At 36.3% G+C, this 20,413-nt stretch carries 14 protein-coding genes; 9 read left to right on the forward strand and 5 right to left on the reverse strand.

Annotated elements, in window-relative coordinates; all coding sequences use genetic code 11:
- The first annotated feature begins 15 nt into the window (after positions 1 to 15).
- From CQ046_RS10570 to msrA, 6 genes are all read left to right on the forward strand, one after another.
- Positions 16 to 2,226, forward strand: coding sequence for a TonB-dependent siderophore receptor (locus CQ046_RS10570; protein WP_105702208.1), 2,211 nt, complete (start codon positions 16 to 18; stop codon positions 2,224 to 2,226).
- A 41-nt stretch (positions 2,227 to 2,267) separates the two neighbouring features.
- Positions 2,268 to 3,467 carry a PepSY-associated TM helix domain-containing protein gene (locus CQ046_RS10575; RefSeq protein ID WP_105702209.1) on the forward strand — a complete coding sequence of 400 codons (1,200 nt, stop codon included), beginning with the start codon at positions 2,268 to 2,270 and terminating at the stop codon, positions 3,465 to 3,467.
- Positions 3,467 to 5,581: a TonB-dependent receptor gene (locus CQ046_RS10580; protein ID WP_105702327.1), complete on the forward strand. Its 2,115-nt coding sequence runs from the start codon at positions 3,467 to 3,469 to the stop codon at positions 5,579 to 5,581. The genes CQ046_RS10575 and CQ046_RS10580 overlap by 1 nt, the downstream gene beginning before the upstream one ends.
- A 51-nt stretch (positions 5,582 to 5,632) precedes the next feature.
- Positions 5,633 to 6,841 (forward strand): PepSY-associated TM helix domain-containing protein, encoded by a 1,209-nt coding sequence (locus CQ046_RS10585; protein WP_105702210.1) that lies wholly within the window; start codon positions 5,633 to 5,635, stop codon positions 6,839 to 6,841.
- A 79-nt stretch (positions 6,842 to 6,920) separates the two neighbouring features.
- On the forward strand, positions 6,921 to 7,889 hold the full coding sequence (locus CQ046_RS10590; RefSeq protein WP_105702211.1) for an ROK family protein: 969 nt from the start codon (positions 6,921 to 6,923) through the stop codon (positions 7,887 to 7,889).
- Between the two features lie 399 nt (positions 7,890 to 8,288).
- On the forward strand, positions 8,289 to 8,843 hold the full coding sequence (gene msrA / locus CQ046_RS10595; RefSeq protein ID WP_105702212.1) for a peptide-methionine (S)-S-oxide reductase MsrA: 555 nt from the start codon (positions 8,289 to 8,291) through the stop codon (positions 8,841 to 8,843).
- 251 nt (positions 8,844 to 9,094) lie between these two features.
- Here the strand turns inward: msrA and CQ046_RS10600 are convergent, their stop codons facing one another.
- The 3 genes from CQ046_RS10600 to CQ046_RS23865 are packed head-to-tail and all read right to left on the reverse strand — an operon-like array spanning position 9,095 to position 13,850.
- Positions 9,095 to 10,855: a RagB/SusD family nutrient uptake outer membrane protein gene (locus CQ046_RS10600; protein ID WP_105702213.1), complete on the reverse strand. Its 1,761-nt coding sequence runs from the start codon at positions 10,853 to 10,855 to the stop codon at positions 9,095 to 9,097.
- Between the two features lie 13 nt (positions 10,856 to 10,868).
- Positions 10,869 to 13,037, reverse strand: coding sequence for a SusC/RagA family TonB-linked outer membrane protein (locus tag CQ046_RS10605; protein WP_228406927.1), 2,169 nt, complete (start codon positions 13,035 to 13,037; stop codon positions 10,869 to 10,871).
- Between the two features lie 33 nt (positions 13,038 to 13,070).
- Positions 13,071 to 13,850 carry a TonB-dependent receptor plug domain-containing protein gene (locus tag CQ046_RS23865; RefSeq protein WP_228406928.1) on the reverse strand — a complete coding sequence of 260 codons (780 nt, stop codon included), beginning with the start codon at positions 13,848 to 13,850 and terminating at the stop codon, positions 13,071 to 13,073.
- Positions 13,851 to 14,243: 393 nt separating this feature from the next.
- Between CQ046_RS23865 and CQ046_RS10610 the strand changes: the two genes are divergently transcribed.
- Positions 14,244 to 15,320 carry a phosphatidylinositol-specific phospholipase C1-like protein gene (locus CQ046_RS10610; protein WP_105702214.1) on the forward strand — a complete coding sequence of 359 codons (1,077 nt, stop codon included), beginning with the start codon at positions 14,244 to 14,246 and terminating at the stop codon, positions 15,318 to 15,320.
- Positions 15,321 to 15,463: 143 nt separating this feature from the next.
- Here the strand turns inward: CQ046_RS10610 and CQ046_RS10615 are convergent, their stop codons facing one another.
- Positions 15,464 to 17,254, reverse strand: coding sequence for a metallophosphoesterase family protein (locus CQ046_RS10615; protein ID WP_105702215.1), 1,791 nt, complete (start codon positions 17,252 to 17,254; stop codon positions 15,464 to 15,466).
- A gap of 74 nt (positions 17,255 to 17,328) precedes the next feature.
- Positions 17,329 to 18,168: a hypothetical protein gene (locus CQ046_RS10620; protein ID WP_228406929.1), complete on the reverse strand. Its 840-nt coding sequence runs from the start codon at positions 18,166 to 18,168 to the stop codon at positions 17,329 to 17,331.
- 346 nt (positions 18,169 to 18,514) lie between these two features.
- Here CQ046_RS10620 and CQ046_RS10625 point away from each other — a divergent pair, with 346 nt between their 5' ends.
- Together CQ046_RS10625 and CQ046_RS10630 are read left to right on the forward strand one after the other, a co-directional pair.
- Positions 18,515 to 18,712 carry a hypothetical protein gene (locus CQ046_RS10625; RefSeq protein WP_123906605.1) on the forward strand — a complete coding sequence of 66 codons (198 nt, stop codon included), beginning with the start codon at positions 18,515 to 18,517 and terminating at the stop codon, positions 18,710 to 18,712.
- A 56-nt stretch (positions 18,713 to 18,768) separates the two neighbouring features.
- Positions 18,769 to 20,403: a tetratricopeptide repeat-containing sensor histidine kinase gene (locus CQ046_RS10630; protein ID WP_105702218.1), complete on the forward strand. Its 1,635-nt coding sequence runs from the start codon at positions 18,769 to 18,771 to the stop codon at positions 20,401 to 20,403.
- Positions 20,404 to 20,413: the final 10 nt, after the last annotated feature.

Raw genomic sequence — 20,413 nt, forward strand, 5'->3', positions numbered from 1 at the left:
CTCCCCTTATAAACAATGAAAAGAATAACAATAGGAGCTGCATTATTAACATCTATGTTCAATTTTGCACAGGAAAAAAAAGACACCATCAAATCCAACGATATTGAAGAAGTAATTGTTAACGGAAGGTATTATAAGAAATACGTAGAAAAACAAGGTTCATCTTCTCTTCGTCTGGATGAAGCACTTATTAAAATTCCTCAAAACATTTCAATCATTACCAACAAGGCTTTAGAAGATCAGCAGGTTACTACTTTGAGTGATGGTGTTCTAAGAAACGTTGCCGGTGCTCAAAGGTTGGAACACTGGGGAGATATGTACACAAGAGTCAATATGAGAGGTTCCAGAGCTTCAGCTTTTATGAATGGAGTGAATGTAACTTCAAACTGGGGACCTTTGAGTGAAGATATGAGTTATGTTGACCATATTGAGTTTATCAAGGGACCATCAGGATTTTTAATGTCAAACGGAGAACCAAGTGGTATTTACAATATTGTTACTAAAAAACCTACGGGAAACCCTTTAAATGGAACGGCAAGACTTACTCTGGGAAGCTTCAACATGTACAGAGGGGAAGCTGATATAGATACTAAAATCACCAGTAAAGTAGCTTTCAGATTGAATTTAATGGCTCAGAACAAAAACAGCTTCAGAGACTATGAGTTTAATGACAGATATATCATTAATCCTTCGTTAAAAGTAGACCTTAGTGATAAAACTACTTTGACAGCGGAATATATATACCAAAAAGCAAAAATGTCTGAAGTAGGATCTGCCTATGTATTCAGTTTTCAGGGATATAAAGCAAAACCTGTAGGATATACTCTTACAGATCCAGGTATTGATCCAACAAAGGTTGATAACAATACTATCAATATTAATTTACAGCATAAATTTAATGAAAACTGGAAATTAACATCCCAATTAACGTATGTAAATGAATATACAATGGGAAGCGACCTTTGGCCAGCTATGTTTGAAGGAAATCACATGATCCGTCGTCTGAATTATTGGGAAGCTGATAACACCATGAAATTCGGGCAGGTCTTTTTAAACGGGCTTGTAAAAACAGGGCCAGTTAATCACAAAATTTTAGCCGGGCTTGATCTGGGAAGCAAAAAGTATATGGCAGACTGGTCTCAGGGATATAATCTGGATAAATATAATGCTAACGGAGATTTTGATCCTGTCACTAATAATGTAGCTGATCATAACTATTGGTATAATACAGACACCAGCAACTATGATATTAACGGCGAAGGTGCATATTATGGGCCGAACAATACGGCTGCTTACAAGCCATTCAACAAGTCTACTCCACTTTCTGTTAGAGCAGGGGCAGGCAGTACTATTGATCAAAGATATACAGGTCTATACTTGCAGGATGAGCTAGGTTTCTTCAATGATGCATTAAGGCTTACACTGGCAGCACGCTATACCAATGTAAAAGAGGTTAACTATGGAGTAAAGTCTGAAGCCAACAGAATTACTCCGCGTATCGGATTAAGCTATTCCATTGATGAAAATATGTCTGCATATGCATTATATGATCAGTCATTCGTACCTCAGGTAGGTCTGTTCAGAGACGGAACAACTGCTTCTCCTTTAACAGGAAACAATATTGAAGTTGGATTTAAGAAAGACTGGTTTTCCGGTAAATGGAATACCACTCTTTCATTATATAATATCAACAAGAATAATGAAATTACAGGAGATCCGGATCTAACTAATAATCCGAATGGGAAATATTCTATTCTTCTTGGAAAAACAAGAGTACAGGGAGTAGAATTTGATCTTAAAGGAGAAATTGTAAAAGGATTCAATGCTATTTTCAACTATGCTTTTACAGAGAATAAATTTACTGAAACAACAGCAACAAGAAAAGAAGGTGACAGAGTTCCTGGATATGCCAAGCATACTGCAAACGGTTGGTTAAACTATACTTTCAGCAATAATATTCTTGAAGGTTTCGGACTGAGCTTTGGTGGAACATATATGGCAGACCGCAGCAGCTGGGACTGGGGAAGCACCAATACCTTGCAAATGGCTGATTATGTAAAATTTGATGCAGGAGCGTCATGGGAAAATTCAAAATTCAGAGTTAATTTCAATGTATTCAATATCTTCAACAGGTATCTGTATTCAGGGTCACCATATGCCGGTTACTACTATTACCAGGCAGATGCACCAAGAAACTTTAGAATCACTATAGGATATAAATTTTAAAAAAATAAAAGGTTAGCCCCTCACGGGGTTAACTTTTTGCTATGAAAAAGCATCACCATAAAAAGAAGGTTTCTTCAACAAAAAAATGGTCTGCCAAGCTGCATCTGTGGTTTGGTCTGTCTGTTGGCATCATTATATTTATAGTCTCTCTTTCGGGGACTTTATATATTTTTAAGGATGAAGTACAAAACAGTCTGCGTAAAGAAGCTATTTATGTAAAAAAAGAAGATCTCGGGAAAAAGGCGTTATCCCTTAATTTACTTCGTGAGAAAGTTTCACTGGAACTTAATGAAAAACATCCGCTAAGCTCGGTAGAAATCCCTTTAGACAAAAGCAAATCCTATCGTTTCCTTTATTATGATAAAAGTAAAAAAGGCTGGAATTATTTTCAACAGGTTCTCATCAACAAGCAGGTATATGTAAATCAGTACACCGGAGAAATCATTGCGGTGTATGATGAAAAATATGATGTATTTAATATTCTGAAGTATATCCATTGGGGGCTTCTGCTCAATTCCGAATGGGGGCCATTTACTGTAGGAATCCCGACCGTTCTTTTTATCATCATGCTGATTACAGGAATTATTCTATGGTGGCCTAAAAATAAAAATGCAAGAAAAGGACGTTTCTGGTTCAATTGGAAAAATATAAAAACCTGGAAACGTAAAAACTATGACCTTCACAATATTTTAGGGTTCTATGCCTCATTCATTGCCTTATTGATGAGTGTTACAGGGATTTATTTTGCCTATCCGTATGTAAAAAATACTTTTAACCTCGCTATATCCGGTTATTGGGAAGCTCCAAAAGAAAAAGAAATCAAGTCTCCGGATTCATTGATGGTAAAAAATAAAGCTGTTTTTGATCTGGCCGCCGCACAGACAGAAAAATTGTATGCAGGCTCATCCAGCTTCAGAATCAATTTAAACGGAAAAAATAAAAAAGGAAAAGAACTGAAGAACCTTCCCGTTACCATCTATGGACAGGACGGAAGATTCAGCGAAAGAAATCTGCTGACATTCGATAAATACTCAGGAAAGCTACTCGCCAACAAACCTCATCAAAAACTGAGCAACGCCGAAAAATATGCCAATGCTAACTATGATATCCACACAGGATCCTACTTTGGACTGTTTGGAAAAATCATCTGGTTTATTGCCGGCCTCATGTGTACATCACTTCCTGTAACCGGATTTCTGGTCTGGTGGGGAAAAAGAAAGAAACAAGGAAAGAAAATATAATGAAAAAAGCGCTTTTATCAGCTGCCTGTTTAGGAACTACTACCGTTTTTGCCCAGGTAAAAGATACATTACAAACCAAAAATGTGGATGAGGTTGTTATGACTGCCTCAAGAAAAAAAGAAAATATAAAAGAGGTTCCAAGCTCTATCACTATTGTCGGAGAAAAACAGATTCAATCTCAGCTGACTGTTAACTCTGATATTACGAGCATCCTGCAGTATACCGTTCCCAGTTTAGGAACCAACTCAGGACAGACTTCCAATTCGGGACAGACTTTAAGAGGACGCCAGGTTTTGGTTTTGATTGATGGGATTCCACAGTCTACTCCACTTCGTAACGGAGCAAGAGACCTAAGGACTATAGACCCTTCAGCTATCGAAAGAATTGAGGTGATCAAGGGTGCTTCTTCCATCTATGGAAACGGTGCAGATGGTGGTATCATCAATTATATTACTAAAAGAAGCAAAACAGATAAAAAAATCTCTGGAATTTCACAAGTTGGTCTTACAGGACAGTCTTACGGAGGGACTTTAGGAGTAAGAGCAAGCCAGCTTTTAACCGGAAAGATCAACAAATTTGATTATACCCTTTCACTGGCTTACGAAAGAACCGGATATACAAAAGACGGAGACGGTATTTTAATAAGCCCTACTTACAGCATTGCCAAGATGGTCAACTACAACGGATTGCTTAAAATAGGATATGATATCAATGAAAACCAGAGGATCGAGGCTTCTTATATTGGCTATTCTTCAAGATCAGGGCTGAATGTAGGATTAAAAACAGGAAAATACGGTATCACTCCTACCATTGGTGAAGGAGTAGGAAAAGGATTGGAAACAACCCCTCAGGGAACCCCGAAAAACCACAACATCAGAGTGAGCTATGATAATAAGAACCTGTTTGCAGGAACTTCTTTAAACATTAATCTTTATTATCAGGACTTTAAAACCGTTTACGGATACAGTGATACTTTCTTCAATGGTGGTCAATCCAATGTTATTTCCCAGAAAAAAGGAGCAAGAATCAATTTGGACACCCAACTATGGAATTCTCCAAATTCTCAGGGAGAAATCATCTATGGAGCTGATATTCTAAATGATCAGACCGTACAAAAGCTGGAAGACGGCCGTTTCTGGACTCCTAATATGAATATGACCAATATAGCTCCCTTTGTATTGGCAAAAATTGATCTGTTCAAAAAGTTTACCATCAAAGGAGGTTTCCGCTACGAAAATATCAAAGTGAATGTAGATGACTTCAATACACTTTCCTCACTTAAAAGTGATGGAACATTTACTACGAGTATTCCTGTTGCAGGTGGAAAACTGAACTATAATGCATTGGTTGGAAATATTGGTATCCGTTATAATATTGAGCCTTATATCAACCTTTTTGGAAGCTTCTCACAAGCCTACTCTATCAATGAGTTAGGAAGAATCTTAAGAACCTCAACGTCTGAAACCATCAATAGCTTAGAAACAAAACCCATTATCGTTAACAATTATGAATTGGGAGCCACAGGACAGCTGTCAAGTTGGTTAAATTATGAAGTAACTTCTTATGTGAGTACATCTAAATTAGGAGCATCATTCGTACAGAGCCCGGACAGAGCATTAATGATTCAAAGATCGCCGGAAATTGTCTACGGTGTTGAAGGATTTTTGCATTTTACTCCTACAAAATGGATTCAGTTTGGTGGAAGCTATAGCTGGATGGAAGGAATTACCTCTGTAAAAGATGACGGTGATTATTCTGCAAAGATCAACAACAGCAGAATCTCTGCCCCTAAAGTATTGGCTTATGTTCAGGCAAGACCTGTTCCTGCTTTATCCGTTGGTCTTGATATGCTTCATTCTTTCCAGCAAAACAGATTTGAACCTAATGCTAAAACAGGACAGTATGCCTATGGTGAGGGGTTTGTTCCTGAATATACTGTTTTTAACTTCAAATCGAGTTATGAGGTTAGCAACAACTGGAGACTTTCGTTAGGTATTGAAAACCTATTTAACAAAGTGTATCAACCTGCTATTTCTTGGTGGACAGCAAGAGACAGTGATTTCACGAATGCTCTTGGATTGAGAGGAACATTCATGATTGAATACAAATTTTAATTAAACTAAATAAAAAGTAAAGCATATCTTTGCTTTACTTTTTACTGTTATATGAAGAAAAATCATCATAAAAAGAAACCTGGATTCTTTAAGAAATGGTCTGCCAAGCTGCACCTTTGGTTCGGGTTGGGAATAGGCTTTCTAATCTTTATTATCTCTATTACTGGCGCATTATACGTTTTTAAGGATGAAGTGGAAAACATCACCCGAAAAGATGTCATTTACCATCATGAGCAAAATATTGAACAGAAGCAGGTTCTTCCTATCAGAGTAATGGAAAAGGTTGTTGCAGAGCAGGTAAAAGAGAAATACCCCATCCACTGGGTAAATGTTCCTATTGACAAGACGCAGTCTTATATGTTCTTCTGGTATGAGCATAATACGGATGCCTGGAACTATTTTGATGAATTTCCCATCTACAAACAGGCTTATGTAAACCCATACACAGGGAAGGTACTGAGAGTCTATGATGAGAAAAACGGCTTCTTCAATATTGTAAAAATGATCCACTGGAGCTACCTTTTGAAGCAGGACTGGGGAACTTATGTAGTGGGAATTCCTGTTATCATTTTTATCATTATGCTGATATCGGGTATTATTCTTTGGTGGCCTAAAAACAAAGCCGCAAGAAAACAGCGTTTTGCTTTCAAATGGAAAAATATTAAAAGCTGGAAACGAAAAAACTATGACCTTCATAATGTCTTAGGATTTTACGCCTCGATTTTTGCTTTAATCTTATCTATTACAGGACTTTTCTATGCGTTTTTTGTAGTTCAGGCCATGATTTATGTGATATTTTCCGGTGGTGAAACCAAGTACCCTGATTTTTCACATATCAAGACAAAAGCTCCTATTGAGCTGAGAACAGAAGGAACACTGGATAAAATCATCAATACAGTACAAACAAAATATCCGGATTCCTATGGTTTTGCCATAGACTTAGGCCATCCACATATGGATGATCATGAACATCCTAACTTTGAGGTATATGTAAAACACCTTTCTTATTCTTATCATAAAAGCAGCAGCTTAATCTTTGATGAAAATTCCGGAGAATTGCTTCATACTCATGATCCCAAGGACAAAAACTTCGGGGAAAAAGTAGTAAGTGCTAATTATGATATCCACGTAGGAGCTATTTTAGGACTTCCGACCAAGATCATTGCTTTTATTGTAAGTATTATCTGTGCCTCTCTTCCGGTAACTGGATTTATGATCTGGTGGGGAAGAAAAAAGAAAAAAACAGTAAAAACGGTTTAACATATTAAATAAAACGGAGTTAATAATCCATTAATACAATCTTTTTTATAATTTTAGCCCCTAGAATTTAATAATAGAAATGTCATTAATAGATTTATCAAAACAAGTTGCCCTTGGAGTTGACATCGGCGGAACCAATACTAAATTCGGAATCGTAAACCACCGTGGAGAAGTTCTGGATAAAGGAAATCTTAGAACTGATGCTTATGATAAAGTAGAAGATTTCATTGATGCTTTATATGAACATGTTCGTCCAATGATGGAAAAATATGGTACTGAAGCACACTTTGACGGAATCGGAGTAGGTGCTCCCAACGCAAACTACTACAAAGGAACCATAGAACTTGCCCCCAACCTACCCTGGAAAGGAGTCATTCCATTTGCAGAGCTGATGACTGCAAAGTTTAATCTTCCTTGTACAGTAACCAATGACGCCAATGCTGCAGCCCTTGGAGAAATGCTTTTCGGAGCAGCTAGAGGAATGAAGGATTTCATTATGATTACCCTGGGAACAGGAGTAGGAAGTGGAATTATCGCTAACGGAAGCTTAATCTATGGACACGACGGGTTTGCCGGAGAATTAGGACATACAATTGTAAAACCAGGGGGTAGAAAACACTGGAGCACAGGTTCTGAAGGAAGTCTCGAGGCTTATGCTTCTGCTACAGGAATTACCATTACAGCAAAGAAAATGAGAGCTGAGTTCCCGGAATCTATGCTGAACCAATATCCTGAAGACGAAATTAATTCTAAAACAGTATACGAGTGTGCTATCAAAGAAGACCCAATTGCTATTGAAGTTTTCAGATATACAGGACAGAAGCTGGGTGAAGCATTAGCTAATTTTGTAATGTTCTCTTCACCTGAAGCTATTCTTCTTTTCGGAGGAGTAATCAAAGCTGGAGATTTTATTTTAAAACCTGCTAAGCTTCATATGGAAAGAAACCTTCTTCCCATTTTCAGAAATAAAGTAAAGCTGGTATTCAGTGAACTAGACGAAGCAGATGCTGCTATTCTTGGAGCAAGTGCTTTGGTTTGGGAAAAATAAATAATACCTTTTTTAAATGATACAAAGCATCCTTTTTAGGGTGCTTTCTTTTTTCCGCAGATTGCACAGATTTTCACAGATGATCGGGTTGCATTTTTCTTGTGTTTATTCCTGAAAACATTAGTGTTATTGGTGTTTAAAATTAAAGTGCTTCGACTCCGCTCAGCATGACATTGCTAATACTAACTGTTAAAAAACTTAGGTATTATATCTGTTATTTTACATTCTACCCCATATCTATAAAAACAGCTTGTAATTGTGTTTAAAATCATTTGTCACATCTATCATTATAATTTGAGTTTAAGACATAAAATCATGTTCAAATGAAAAAGTTTTTCATACTTTTGATCAGCTTTTTCCGGATCTGGAAAAGATAACACAACAATATAATTACCAAAAATGGACAACAATAATTTAGACCAGATTACTTTCGGTGGCGGATGCTTCTGGTGTGTAGAAAGCTGTTTCAATATGCTGAAAGGGGTACAATCTGCTATTTCAGGATATTCTGGAGGACATAAAGATAATCCGACATATCAGGAAGTCTGTACTGGAGAAACAGGACATGCAGAAGTGGTACAGATCACTTATGATCCTGCAGTTATTTCTTACGAACAATTAATGGATGTATTTTTCTTCCTTCATGATCCTACTCAATTAAACAGGCAAGGAAATGATATCGGAACTCAATACCGCTCTGTAATTTATTATAAAGACGAAGCTGAAAAAGCAAAAGCTGAAGAAGCTATCAAAGTGTCTCAGAAATCAGGAAGATGGGCTGGAACTTACGTTACAGAATTAACGAAATTCGATAAATTCTGGGCGGCAGAACAATATCATCAGGGATATTACAACGAAAACCCGACACAGCCTTATTGCAGCGCTGTAGTAGGCCCTAAAATTCAGAAGTTTAAAAAACATTTCGGAGAACTGGGAATGTTGAATGTAGAATAAAATTTTGTAAATTTTAAGTTTTGGCTAAAGCCAGATGGATGTTCGATATTTTGTTAAACGGACTCCCTTCGTGAACTGGCGTTCGTAATCTGCCAGATTATGCTCAGGATAATGTTCCGTTCCTATTGATGTTTACTATCATTATCACAATTTTAGCAGAATATTTACAAACCGATATAAAATAACAGAAGCGAAGAGGAAATCTCTTCGCTTCTTGTTTGACGCAAAAAATAATTGTTTATAAAAAGAAACTAATATCCTGGATTCTGGGTAAAATCTTTTGAGGCATCAATAGTTGCCTGAGGAATAGGAAAAATTCTTCTGTAAGGCTGAGAAGCTGGTTTTGCTGTTCCCGGCAAATCAAATTTCCCAAATCGGATCATCGCCTTTCTTCTGTACATTTCCCAATACAATTCATATCCTGATTCTTTAAAAAGGGTATTCTGATCTAAAGAAGCAAGAGCAACTCCCGGAGTATTGTTCTTTAAAGCATTATTCGTTCTGCTTGTTCTCAGTTTATTCACATCTGCCAACGCACCCGACATATTTCCGCTTCTTAAATAAGCTTCTGCTCTCATCATATAGATGGTTCCTAGTCTGTACAAAGGCACATCCATTCCGCTTGTTCCGTTGTTTCCATATCCCGGATCGAATTCAAATTTAAAGTTTCTTACCCCTCTGTTGATCTGAGCTTGTGTAAATACAGATTCTGAAGGGTTGTCAAAATTCAATTCAGGAGTAAAATCTGCGGCAAGTGTTGTATTTTTTTCGGTAAATAATTTATAGACCTTAATTCTTCCATCTGCTGTCATATCAAAGTTTCCGTCAGCAAGAAGTTTAGGCCCGTATTGCTGCCCTACCTGCAGGCCTCTGTTGAAATGAAACCATGGTTTTCCTGTTCCTTCTACTTTGCTGGATGAGGGCACACTTACATCTGTTCCGTCATTTCTGAACCATGTTCCGTCTGCATACTGATAAGATCTCTGAAAACGCGGATCATCATGATTTCCGTTCCATGAATAATAGAATTCCGGGGTAATGCATGATGCATTGGTTCCTCTGTTATCAGGCGATGGCTTCTGGATTCTTTCCATAGACATATACGCAAGGTCGTTATCTGAAGTCTTGTCTGTATTTTTCTTCTGAACGATCGAAAAAATCATTTCCTTACTTGTGTCATTATTGATATCAAAATTGTGGAAATAGTTAGACTCCAGACTGAAGTGTGGATTGTTGATCAACAAATTCGAATATTCAATTACTTTATCCATATCCGTTCCCGAGCCATTCACCGCCTGTTCCAAAAAGTTGAAAGATCCTGCCGTTTTATTCTTCAAAACAGCTCTATTAAGATACATATCTGCAAGAAATGCATAAGCTGCCTGCTTTGTAAATCTTCCGGCGTGCGTGTTCTGTGTTTTAATATCTGCCAGATTGGGAATAAGCCCTTCTACTTCAGTAATCAGAGCATCAATGGTAGTTTCTGCCTTTTTAATCTGAATAGGAGCATTAATATTATTGGGATCTCTGTAAGGAGCCTGCCCGAAAAGATCAATCGTTGTATACGTATAATAGGCCAATAGTCCTTTTGCTTCAGCTAAAAATAAAGCCCGGTTTGTGCTGTTGCTTTTTTCAATACTTGAAATGGCTGTCAAAGACTTTGTAATTCCAAAATTCAGGGAATTCCAGGTTGTTTTTACTACATCACTGCCTGCATCCCATGAGAATTCATGCATCGCTCTCCATTTTCCGCCATCACCCCAGTCGCTTCCTCTTGTTGGTAATAACGCTTCATCAGTAGAATATTCCTGCAAGGCAAAAACGTTTCCGTGGTCTACAAAAGTTCCGTCTCCCAGCTGGCTGTAAGCAGCGGCAAGAGCAGCTTCAGGATCTGCCGTTTCAGAACCCAATACCTCATCGATCACTTTTTCATCCAGATTGGTACATCCCATTAAAGAAAATACAGCAATGGATAATACAATTTTATTGATATTTAAAAATTTAGATTTCATGATTTTTTTTCAATTAAAATTTAACAGTAGCTCCCAAAATGAAAGTCTTTGCAGACGGATAAGTAGTATAATCAATTCCCAGAGACTGGTTTCCACTCACCTGTTTGTTGGTATCCACTAATGGATCATACCCAGAGTAGCTTGTAAGGGTAAGCAGGTTTTGTGCACTTACATACAAATTGATACTTCTCAAAAACTTCAGTTGGCTGGTATCGAAAGTGTATCCTAATTTCACGTTATTTAATCTGATAAAGTCTGACTTTTCAAGATAAAGGGATGATAGCTGAGGCTGATTGGTGAAATTGGCTCCTGATTCGTAGAAGTTTTTCAAAACATTTCTATCTGAAGCTAAGTTATTGATATTTAAATCCAATGCAGTATTATTCACAAGGTAGCCACCCGTTTGTCCGATGAAAGAGAATGAGAAATCAAACTTCTTGTATTTCATATAAGAATTGATCCCGAAAGTGAAATTCGGAATAGCTCCTTCAAAGATCTTTCTGTCATTCTGATCAATTCTTCCATCATTGTTTACATCTTCATAGATATATTTTCCGTTGGCATCTACTCCCAGATAGTTCAACATATAAAAAGATCCAACTTCGTAGCCATTTTTGTAAATATTGGCAGTCACTCCGGAAAGCCCAGGTCCTGAAACCTCCCCTGAATAAATAGCCGAAACCGGAAGGTCTTTTACTACGTTATTAACCGTTGCTCCATTGACATCAAAGTTCCATGTGAAATTTTCAGTTTTAATGATTTCTGAACCTAAAGAGAATTCAAAACCTTTATTGACAATCTTGGCATCAACATTTTTCCACACCGTGCTTGTAGGACTTAATGGTCTGGAAGGGATATTCAGAATCGGGTCTTTTGTTACTTTGTTGTAGTATTCTAGTGATCCATACAATTTGTTTCTCCATAAGCTGAAGTCTGCTCCAATATTGGTCTGTTCCACCACTTCCCACTTCAGATCGGGATTAGGGGTTCTGTTAATTACTACTCCATTGATCAGATTTAAATTATCATATAAATAATATCCTCCGGATGGCGACAGTGAAGAGCTCGCCTGAGTAATCTTGTTCGGAACTTCCTGGTTACCGGTTTGCCCCCAGCTTCCTCTTAATTTTAATTCATTGATGATTTGAGAATCCTTCAGGAAATTTTCATTCGAAACCGTCCAGCCCACAGCAGCAGAAGGGAAATACCCGTATTTGTTATTCTGACCGAAACGGGTGGAACCGTCAGCTCTCAATGAAGCCGTTAATAAATATTTTTTATCAAAATTATAATTTACTCTTCCGAAATAGGACTGTAGCTCATTCTCCTGAGCATATCCCGCAGCCGGAATAAATGCTTCCCCAGAATATCCCGGGTTAATTTCCGGAGAAATTCCTGCTCCCTGATTCGCAATGTTTTTTACTCCGAAATACGTTCCTGTAGTTTTAAATTTCTGATAAGAGAAACCACCTAATAAGCTGAAATTGTGCTTGTTTAAATTAAGGTCATAAGTTAAGTAATGTTCCAAAAGCACATTATAAGAATCAAGATTAGCCTGAACGTACATTCCTTTCGGAGTTCTATCTGTAATATTAGGATACATGGTTGTATTTCTCTCGGACATTGTTTTATCAATCCCCAGGTTAAACTTATAATTCAACCCCGGTAAAATTCTCAATGTGGCTTCTGTATTCCCCAACACTCTGAAAGTATTGGTTTTATCATTGTAAACGCTCAATAGATACAATGGATTGTAATGAGCGTTCATATTGAAATTGGTAAAGCTTCCGTTCTGGTCATATACGGAACGTGTAGGATTCGCCATCAAAGCATGGATAATCACCTGACCATCAGAACCTGCGTTGGCTCCGTTCGGGATTCCGGTTTCTTTGATGTCACTTGCCGTAAGGTTGAGCTTAATCTTTAATCTTTTATTATCAAAGAAAGATTCTTCTGCATTCAAACGGGCTGTCGTTCTTTTGAAACCACTATTCAGAATAATCCCGTCCTGATCCATATGAGAGATAGACGCAAAGTAATTTCCGGTTTCCGTAGATTTTGAAAATGAAACGGAATGGTTAGAAGACACTGCATTTCTGAAAATTTCATCCTGCCAGTCTGTATTTCCACCATGATCATACAATTTGTTGATTCCTGCCGACCTGTATTCATCAGCGCTCATCAGGTCTAGTTTTTTAATGACTGAAGAAAAACCTTAATACGTGTCATACGTAAACAAAGGCTCTCCTTTTCTTCCTCTTTTTGTCGTTACCAAAACAACACCGTTGGATCCTCTCGCTCCGTAGATCGCTGCTGCAGAAGCATCTTTTAAAACGGTGATAGATTCAATATCACTCGTATTTAAGAAGTTTAACGGGTTTTTTGCCTGAGCATTTCCTAAACCAATATTTGGGCCTGTAGCACTTACGGCATCGTTACTCAAAGGCACTCCATCTACAACGAATAAAGGCGTACTTCCGCTTCGGATAGAACCGATCCCTCTGATGGAAACATTCACTCCCGCTCCCGGTTCTCCACTAGACTGAACGATACGGACACCTGCGATTTTCCCCTGCATCAGGTTGTCAACGGAAATGTTCATCCCTTCTTTGAAGTTTTCTGCTTTCAGCTGGCTCACTGCTCCCGTTAAGTCTGACTTCTTCTGAGAACCATACCCTACCAATGTAACTTCTTCAATGGAAGTGGATGCTTTTTGGGGTTCTAGTTTTACAGCAACTGAAGTACTGGAGATTTTCACCATTTGGGTTCCATATCCTTCATAAGAAATAGATAAGGTCTGCCCGATATTGGCCGAAATGGCAAATTTTCCTGAAGCATCGGTAGAAGCAGTATCTCCGGTTTCTACCACTGTGATTTTGGCGCCTTCAATAGCCGCTCCTTTCTGATCCGTTATGGTTCCGGAAATGGTTTCGTTTACCTGCGAAAACACAGGATAGTTTGAAGTAAATCCTTTCGCATCAGCTTGGCTCGCCACCAAAAAAATTAATGCAATCGGAATTAGCTTTTTAAACTTAAAAAAATTAATTTTGTGGTACATATCAATAAGTAAAGTAATTGCAAGACGTTACATTGCTTATCAAAAAGCCGCTGTTGTTCCCGCAACAGTGGTTTTCTTTTCAGGCAACGGTTAGTTTTTATTTCGGCATACAAAGTAAAAGGATCTACCACAATTCTATTTTAACATAATATTATCTTAAAGTCAACAAAATATAAATATCTCAATTTGGGATAATATAAACAGACTAAATATCAAAGTTTTATACCTCTTTATTTTTTTAACATTCACAAAATTTTAAAAATTACTTAACATAATATATAAATCGTTCCTTGTAAAGAGTGATTAATTTCGCATGTAAAATGTATCGAAATGAAAAAGGCTGTTCTTCTTAGCATGTTTTTATCTTCATTCCACCTATATTGGTCACAATCTCATCCTCTTGGTGATTTAAAGATTAATGAAGTTCAGATTATCGGATCTCATAATTCATATAAAAAAGCAATTCTTCCCGAGGTGTACAGTTATTTGGCTCAAAAAGATACGCTGAAACTTTTACCAAGGATTCAGTATGAGCACATCCCTATTCCTCAGCAACTGGACCTGGGGCTTAGAAACCTGGAAATAGATGTGTATGCAGACAGCAAAGGAGGAAAATATGCTCATCCAAAAATTCTGGATCTTGTAAATACCTCCGAACCTTTTGATCCGGAAGGTAAAATGAAAAAGCCGGGTTACAAGATGATCCATATTACAGATATTGATTATCAAACCTGGTATTATACATTAGAAGACTGCCTGAAGGACCTGAAAAAATGGTCAGACAAACATCCTGATCATGATCCTGTATTTATAACCCTTGAACCCAAAGATGGAAAAGCTAATCAGTTCGGAACAGAATCGGAGCATTATACAGCACAGCTTTTTGACGATCTTGATAATGAATTAAAAAAGTATCTGGGAAAAGATAAAATAATTATTCCGGATGATATCCGTGGTTCTTATACAACACTTAATGAAGCTGTTGTAAAGAAAAACTGGCCTAAAGTAAAAGACGTAAAAGGAAAATTTCTTTTTGTAATGGATAACAATGGAGAAAACAGGGATTTGTATAGTAAAGATCATCCATCTCTGAAAGGCAGAATGTTTTTCACGAATTCCACTCCGGGAACTCCTGAATCTGCTGTTTTATTTATGAATGAACCCAAGAAAGACGATAATGTGATTAAAGATCTGGTTAAAAAAGGATACATCATCCGTACCAGAGCCGATGCCGATACCATGGAGGCACGAAATGAAGACTATTCAAGATTTGAGAAAGCCAAGCAAAGCGGTGCGCAAATCATTACAACAGATTACTATTATCCGAGCAAGCTATTCAAATCCAATTATAAGGTAAGTTTTGACAATAACACTTATGAAAGAATGAACCCTGTAACAGGAAAATAGTCCTGTTTTGCTATTAGATTTATAATTGAGGGGCTGCCTGAATGGGCAGCCTTTCTGTTTTTTAAACACTAACGGCGCTAATATTTTTCACAAATAGACACAAATGTTTAAGCATAAATTGCATGCTTATAAAGCATTACAATTTACAATCTTTTTATTTCTTTTCTTTTTAAATCTATTTCAAAATGATCTGACGGATCTCCATTGGAAAGTAATGAAAGAATTTTGAAAACAGATTTTAACTGCTGAACAAATGGGTCATCTTTCGAGTCTTGATCCTTGTACAATTTCTCCAATAACTGATACTGCTTCAGTCTCTCTTCGGGAATGTCCTTTTTTGCGAGCTCATCAGCGGATTGAAATTTATATAGATCCAGCAACAGATCATCAAAAGACCATTTTTTAAAGTCTTCAGAAGTGATTCTTTTTTCTTTTAGTTGATCTTTATTTTGAATGAGTAAGAGAAGGTCTTCACCATTTAAATTTTTAGTTTTTTCAATAAAATCTTTCGGCCAGTCATCCGGAATCATCCGTAGGCGAACCAGTTCTTTTAAATGAAAGAGCATGAAATCATGATAGGATTTTGTCTTTAAAATATCTTTATTCCATAGTATTTTACCTGTGCTGTTTTGTAAAGCTTCATATTCCTTTTCATATAATGGAAACAATTCATCGAAGCGAGGAACTTCACTTAAAACCTCTGTTTGCACTTCCATCTTATCGGGAGATTGGATGGTCAGAATTTTATATGCAGGAAGATAAGCTGCCAGTGATGGTACCTGAACATTTACTAAAATGTTATCTCCTTCCCTTCCGATTCCTGTATCATTAATGTGCATATGACCTGCAAAATGAATCTGTAAACCAGCTTCAGCAAAAACTTTTGCGACTTCTTCCTGAGGAACACGTTCCAATTGCCACTTTTTCTCACCTAACAAACTTTTAATCTCCTGCGTTGCTCCATCATTGAAATCAATCATAGGGTAATGGGTAAATGCAATCAGGGTTTTATTGTTTTTCTTTGCTTCAACAGACAATTTTTTTACCCATGGGATTAAATGCTGTTTGTTGGTCAGTACATTATTATAGCCGATACTTGCTCCTTTATAGTTGGACGTATTTTCAGGGTGTTCATTGATGTTTTTCGGAACATAAGTATTCCCATCTATAGCAATCATCCATACATCTTTCACAGGTTCAACAACATAACTTAAATCAGGAACAGAAAAACCTTTTGTTACTTCATACATTCTTTTGGAATAATCTGCAGCCTGGATTCCTTTTTTATAATTATAATTTTTAAAAGGATTATGATCAAATGGTGTACCCCAGTACAAATCTTCTTCTTTGGGATAGAATCCAAAATCTTTTAATTCATTCAAAATTTCAAGATACCCTGATTCGGCAATATCTTTTGTGATCACTTTATCCGTTGTTTTTCCGATATTCTCTTTGCTGTAAATCCCCAATGGCTTTCCATCCTGCCCAAGGAAATCATCTTTTCCTCCTTCATTTCTGAAAGGTCCTACCGGATCATGGTTCCCTGTTGTTAAATAAAAACGAATTCCATATTTCTGATGATACTTTTCTAAAATAGCATGCAGCCCACGAAGGTTATAAGCTTGTCCATCATCTGAAAAATCGCCGGGCATGGCTACAATTTTAATTCCTTTTGTGGCAATATCATTCAGTGCTTTGAGAAAAGCAAAATAGTTCTCATTGAAAATTCTGGTAGAGTGCAATTGAGAATCCATTGTTCTCAGAATAGTAGGTTTTCCTGTTCCACGATTCATAATTCCTTTAAAATTCTGATCTGAAAAACTCCCGTACAAATCCTGAAAATGCACATCAGAAAGAAATGCAATCTGTACCGGTTTCTGTGCGGATAAAAACGGAGCTATAAAAATGAAACAGGAGAATATTATTTTATTCATCTTAAAATAAGACGAAATTACAGGAATAGATAAGGAATTATTTTAATTGAATTTTAAATAATTGTGAAGGAAAGTTATTCTTCTATTAATAAAGCCCCGGCATTTTTTCCTGCATATTTTGTGATCATATGCCTGCTCGCATCTCTTAGACTTTTACCGTTGTCCGGATTGATTCCATCCATTGTAAAAAAATCTACTGCATTATCATACTTTGTATACCAGGAGTTACCTAATCCGTTTTCTATTGTCAAAGTATCTGGCCTGGTAATTTTCTTAAAATATTTTAATCTAACAGTGTCAACGGGCAATAACTGATGTTTAGGGTTCTTATCATTACAAGAAGTTAATTTATATTCATCTCCATCCCAATACATACATTGATTCTCTTCTTCAAATATTTTTAAACCTCCTTTTCCTGAAGAAAAACTTGCAAATAAAATTAAAACCATTGCTCCTATTCCCATCCCGTTTTTTGCCATCTGTGGAATATTGAAAACAGGTGCATTGGTAATGTTTATAATTATTTTAGAAAGCTTTTCTGACAAAGAATCTTCATCATTTCCAATTCTCATTTCTATCTGAGTCTCTCCATGATCTTTTTTAATTGTATAATTTTCAGAAAAATCTTCAAAATTATCATAACCAACATACCAACTTAATTGGTCTAAAGTAATTGCATCAATAGGATAGTCTTCATTTTTCTTTACCAATCTTTTATAGTATCGCACAAAAGTTCTTCCATCCTTAGAAGAACCAAACTTTTCCTCTAGTTTCTGGCTTAAAAAATCGAATACAGTACTATAAACATCTGTTTCAAGTTTAAGTTCTTTTTTTGCGGTTTCATATGCTGCTTTTATGAGCAATTTTCTTTTCTCAAACATACAATTTCGATAATGGATTAATATGCTGTCCAAATTAGACACATTTTAGACATTATAATTGCGGTTTCCCGTAAATAACAGCATTTTACAAGGCTTTGCTTGTCCACTCGCTGTCTTATATAAGACAACGTACTATCGGATATTTGTAAAAGAAATCAGGGACAAAAAATAAACAGAAAATCAAAACTCTGATTTCAAAAATCACCAGATAAAACGGAGGAAAACTCCGGGTTGGGAAGCAGATGTTTCTCCTCCGTTTTTGAAGGTTCACTTCCCAAAAAATTTAGAAGCGCTTCAATTTTTTTAACCGTATAACACTGTCTGCGATCTGCTTCGCAGGGAAGAATACGAATGCTTTAACAATAAATTTTTTGAAAAAATGATCGAAATTATATTGATGCTATTCGGTTTAGCATTCTCAAACAATACTGCCAATGCAACAACAGCAAATGATAATAACCCAACAACTGTAACCACACAATCTCAGGGAGAATCTTCAGATACTGGTGAAACTGGGGGCACAGGAGAAAGCGATACGGGAGGAGAAACAGGACAAATAATACCTCCAAGAAAATAACAAAGAAAGCGAAAGAATTATCTTTCGCTTTTTTTATTAAATTTGAAAAAAAACCATTGAAAGCTTATATAACTCTTCTATTAACCTTATCTGCTCTACTTTCTTGTTCAAAGAAGAAGCCTTCAGTAGCCGATCGAATAAATTACGATAAAGGTTATGATTATTTAGAGGCAGCAAAAAAAGACGCTGCATTTAAATATTTTAATAAGGCAAAAGATGATTTTATTCAAAAAGGATATCCTTCTTATGCAGGCAATTGTTTAGTACTTATGGGAATCATCCAGTGTGAAGCTGGAGATTACTATGGAGCACAAGAAACAGCTCTATCAGCTATCAAATTTCTAGATAAAAAAAAGGATTCGGTAGAAATTGTTTCCAATTACAATAATCTTGGTATTTCTTGCCAAAAATTAAAAGACTATAAAAGAGCAGCAGAATTTTACAATCAGGCTTCAATATATGCTCAAGATTCAATTAAGCGATTCACTCTTCTTAACAATATGGCCGTTTCATATGTATATTTGAGAGAATACAATAGAGCAATTAATATTTACAAAAGCATTTTATCCTCCAATATTGAAAAAAATTCTGTTATTTTCTCTAAAGCTTATGACAATTTAGCTTTTGCAAAATTTAAACAAAACGTTCAATATAATGCAGAATATGAGCTGAACGAGGCTTTTCAAATTCGAGAGAAGTTGAAAGATAATGATGGACTAAATGCAAGTTTTTCTCACTTAACAGAATATTTTGAGAATCGTGATGTTATAAAAGCTCTTTTTTATGCAAAAAAAATGTTCCAGACTGCCTCAGTTAATAAAAGTCCTGATGACAAATTAGAAGCCCTCCAAAAAATAATACAATTAGAAAAACCTGAAAATATAAAAACAACTTTCAAGCAATATCAAAATCTGAAGGATAGCTTAGAAACAGCTAGAAATAAGTCTAAAAATCAATTTGCTTTAGAAAGATACGATTCTGAAAAACTGAAAAGAGAAAATATAGAAAAGGATAATAATATTTTAAAACTTTTAATTGGAGTGGTTATATTAATTGTTGCAATTATATTTATTGTAATTGGTTACAGAAGAAGACAATTAAAATTAAAGCAAGAAAAAGAAATCGAAATAAAAAACACCCAGCTTAAGATGTCTAAAAAGGTTCATGATGTAGTTGCCAATGGGATTTATCAGGTGATGACAAAGATTGAGAACCAGGAAGACTTTGACCGGGATAAAGCCCTTGATGAACTGGAATTTGTGTATGAAAAATCAAGGGATATTTCCTATGATAAAATTGGCGAAGAAAAAGAGTTTAGTAAAGTAATTTCAGAGCTTATTGCTTCTTTCAATAGTGAAACCGTAAAAACCTTCACAGCAGGAAACAGTCCTTCAATTTGGGAATCTATTTCTGCTACAGCTAAAGAGGAAGTTTATCAAATGATCCGCGAACTGATGGTGAATATGAAAAAACACAGCCATGCCAGTCATGTGGCCGTGAAGTTTGAAAAAATAAACAATCTTGTTGATATTCAATACAAAGACAATGGAATAGGAATTTCCGGAGATCTTATTTATAAAAATGGGCTGCGTAATACGGCATCCCGTATAGAAGCGATAAACGGAACCATTACTTTTGACACCAAAATTGAAAAAGGACTGAAGGTAAATCTTTCATTCCCTGCTTCCTAATCATATAGCC

The organism is Chryseobacterium sp. MYb7 (assembly GCF_002979455.1).
Taxonomy (GTDB): Bacteria; Bacteroidota; Bacteroidia; order Flavobacteriales; family Weeksellaceae; genus Chryseobacterium.

Coding starts and splice junctions, on each gene's coding strand:
- CQ046_RS10610 (WP_105702214.1), top strand. CDS start 14,244: ATGAAAAAGGCTGTTCTTCTTAGCATGTTTTTATCTTCATTCCACCTA.
- CQ046_RS10625 (WP_123906605.1), top strand. CDS start 18,515: ATGATCGAAATTATATTGATGCTATTCGGTTTAGCATTCTCAAACAAT.
- msrA (WP_105702212.1), top strand. CDS start 8,289: ATGGACAACAATAATTTAGACCAGATTACTTTCGGTGGCGGATGCTTC.
- CQ046_RS10580 (WP_105702327.1), top strand. CDS start 3,467: ATGAAAAAAGCGCTTTTATCAGCTGCCTGTTTAGGAACTACTACCGTT.
- CQ046_RS10570 (WP_105702208.1), top strand. CDS start 16: ATGAAAAGAATAACAATAGGAGCTGCATTATTAACATCTATGTTCAAT.
- CQ046_RS10575 (WP_105702209.1), top strand. CDS start 2,268: ATGAAAAAGCATCACCATAAAAAGAAGGTTTCTTCAACAAAAAAATGG.
- CQ046_RS10615 (WP_105702215.1), bottom strand. CDS start 17,254: ATGAATAAAATAATATTCTCCTGTTTCATTTTTATAGCTCCGTTTTTA.
- CQ046_RS10605 (WP_228406927.1), bottom strand. CDS start 13,037: ATGAGCGCTGATGAATACAGGTCGGCAGGAATCAACAAATTGTATGAT.
- CQ046_RS10600 (WP_105702213.1), bottom strand. CDS start 10,855: ATGAAATCTAAATTTTTAAATATCAATAAAATTGTATTATCCATTGCT.
- CQ046_RS10590 (WP_105702211.1), top strand. CDS start 6,921: ATGTCATTAATAGATTTATCAAAACAAGTTGCCCTTGGAGTTGACATC.
- CQ046_RS10585 (WP_105702210.1), top strand. CDS start 5,633: ATGAAGAAAAATCATCATAAAAAGAAACCTGGATTCTTTAAGAAATGG.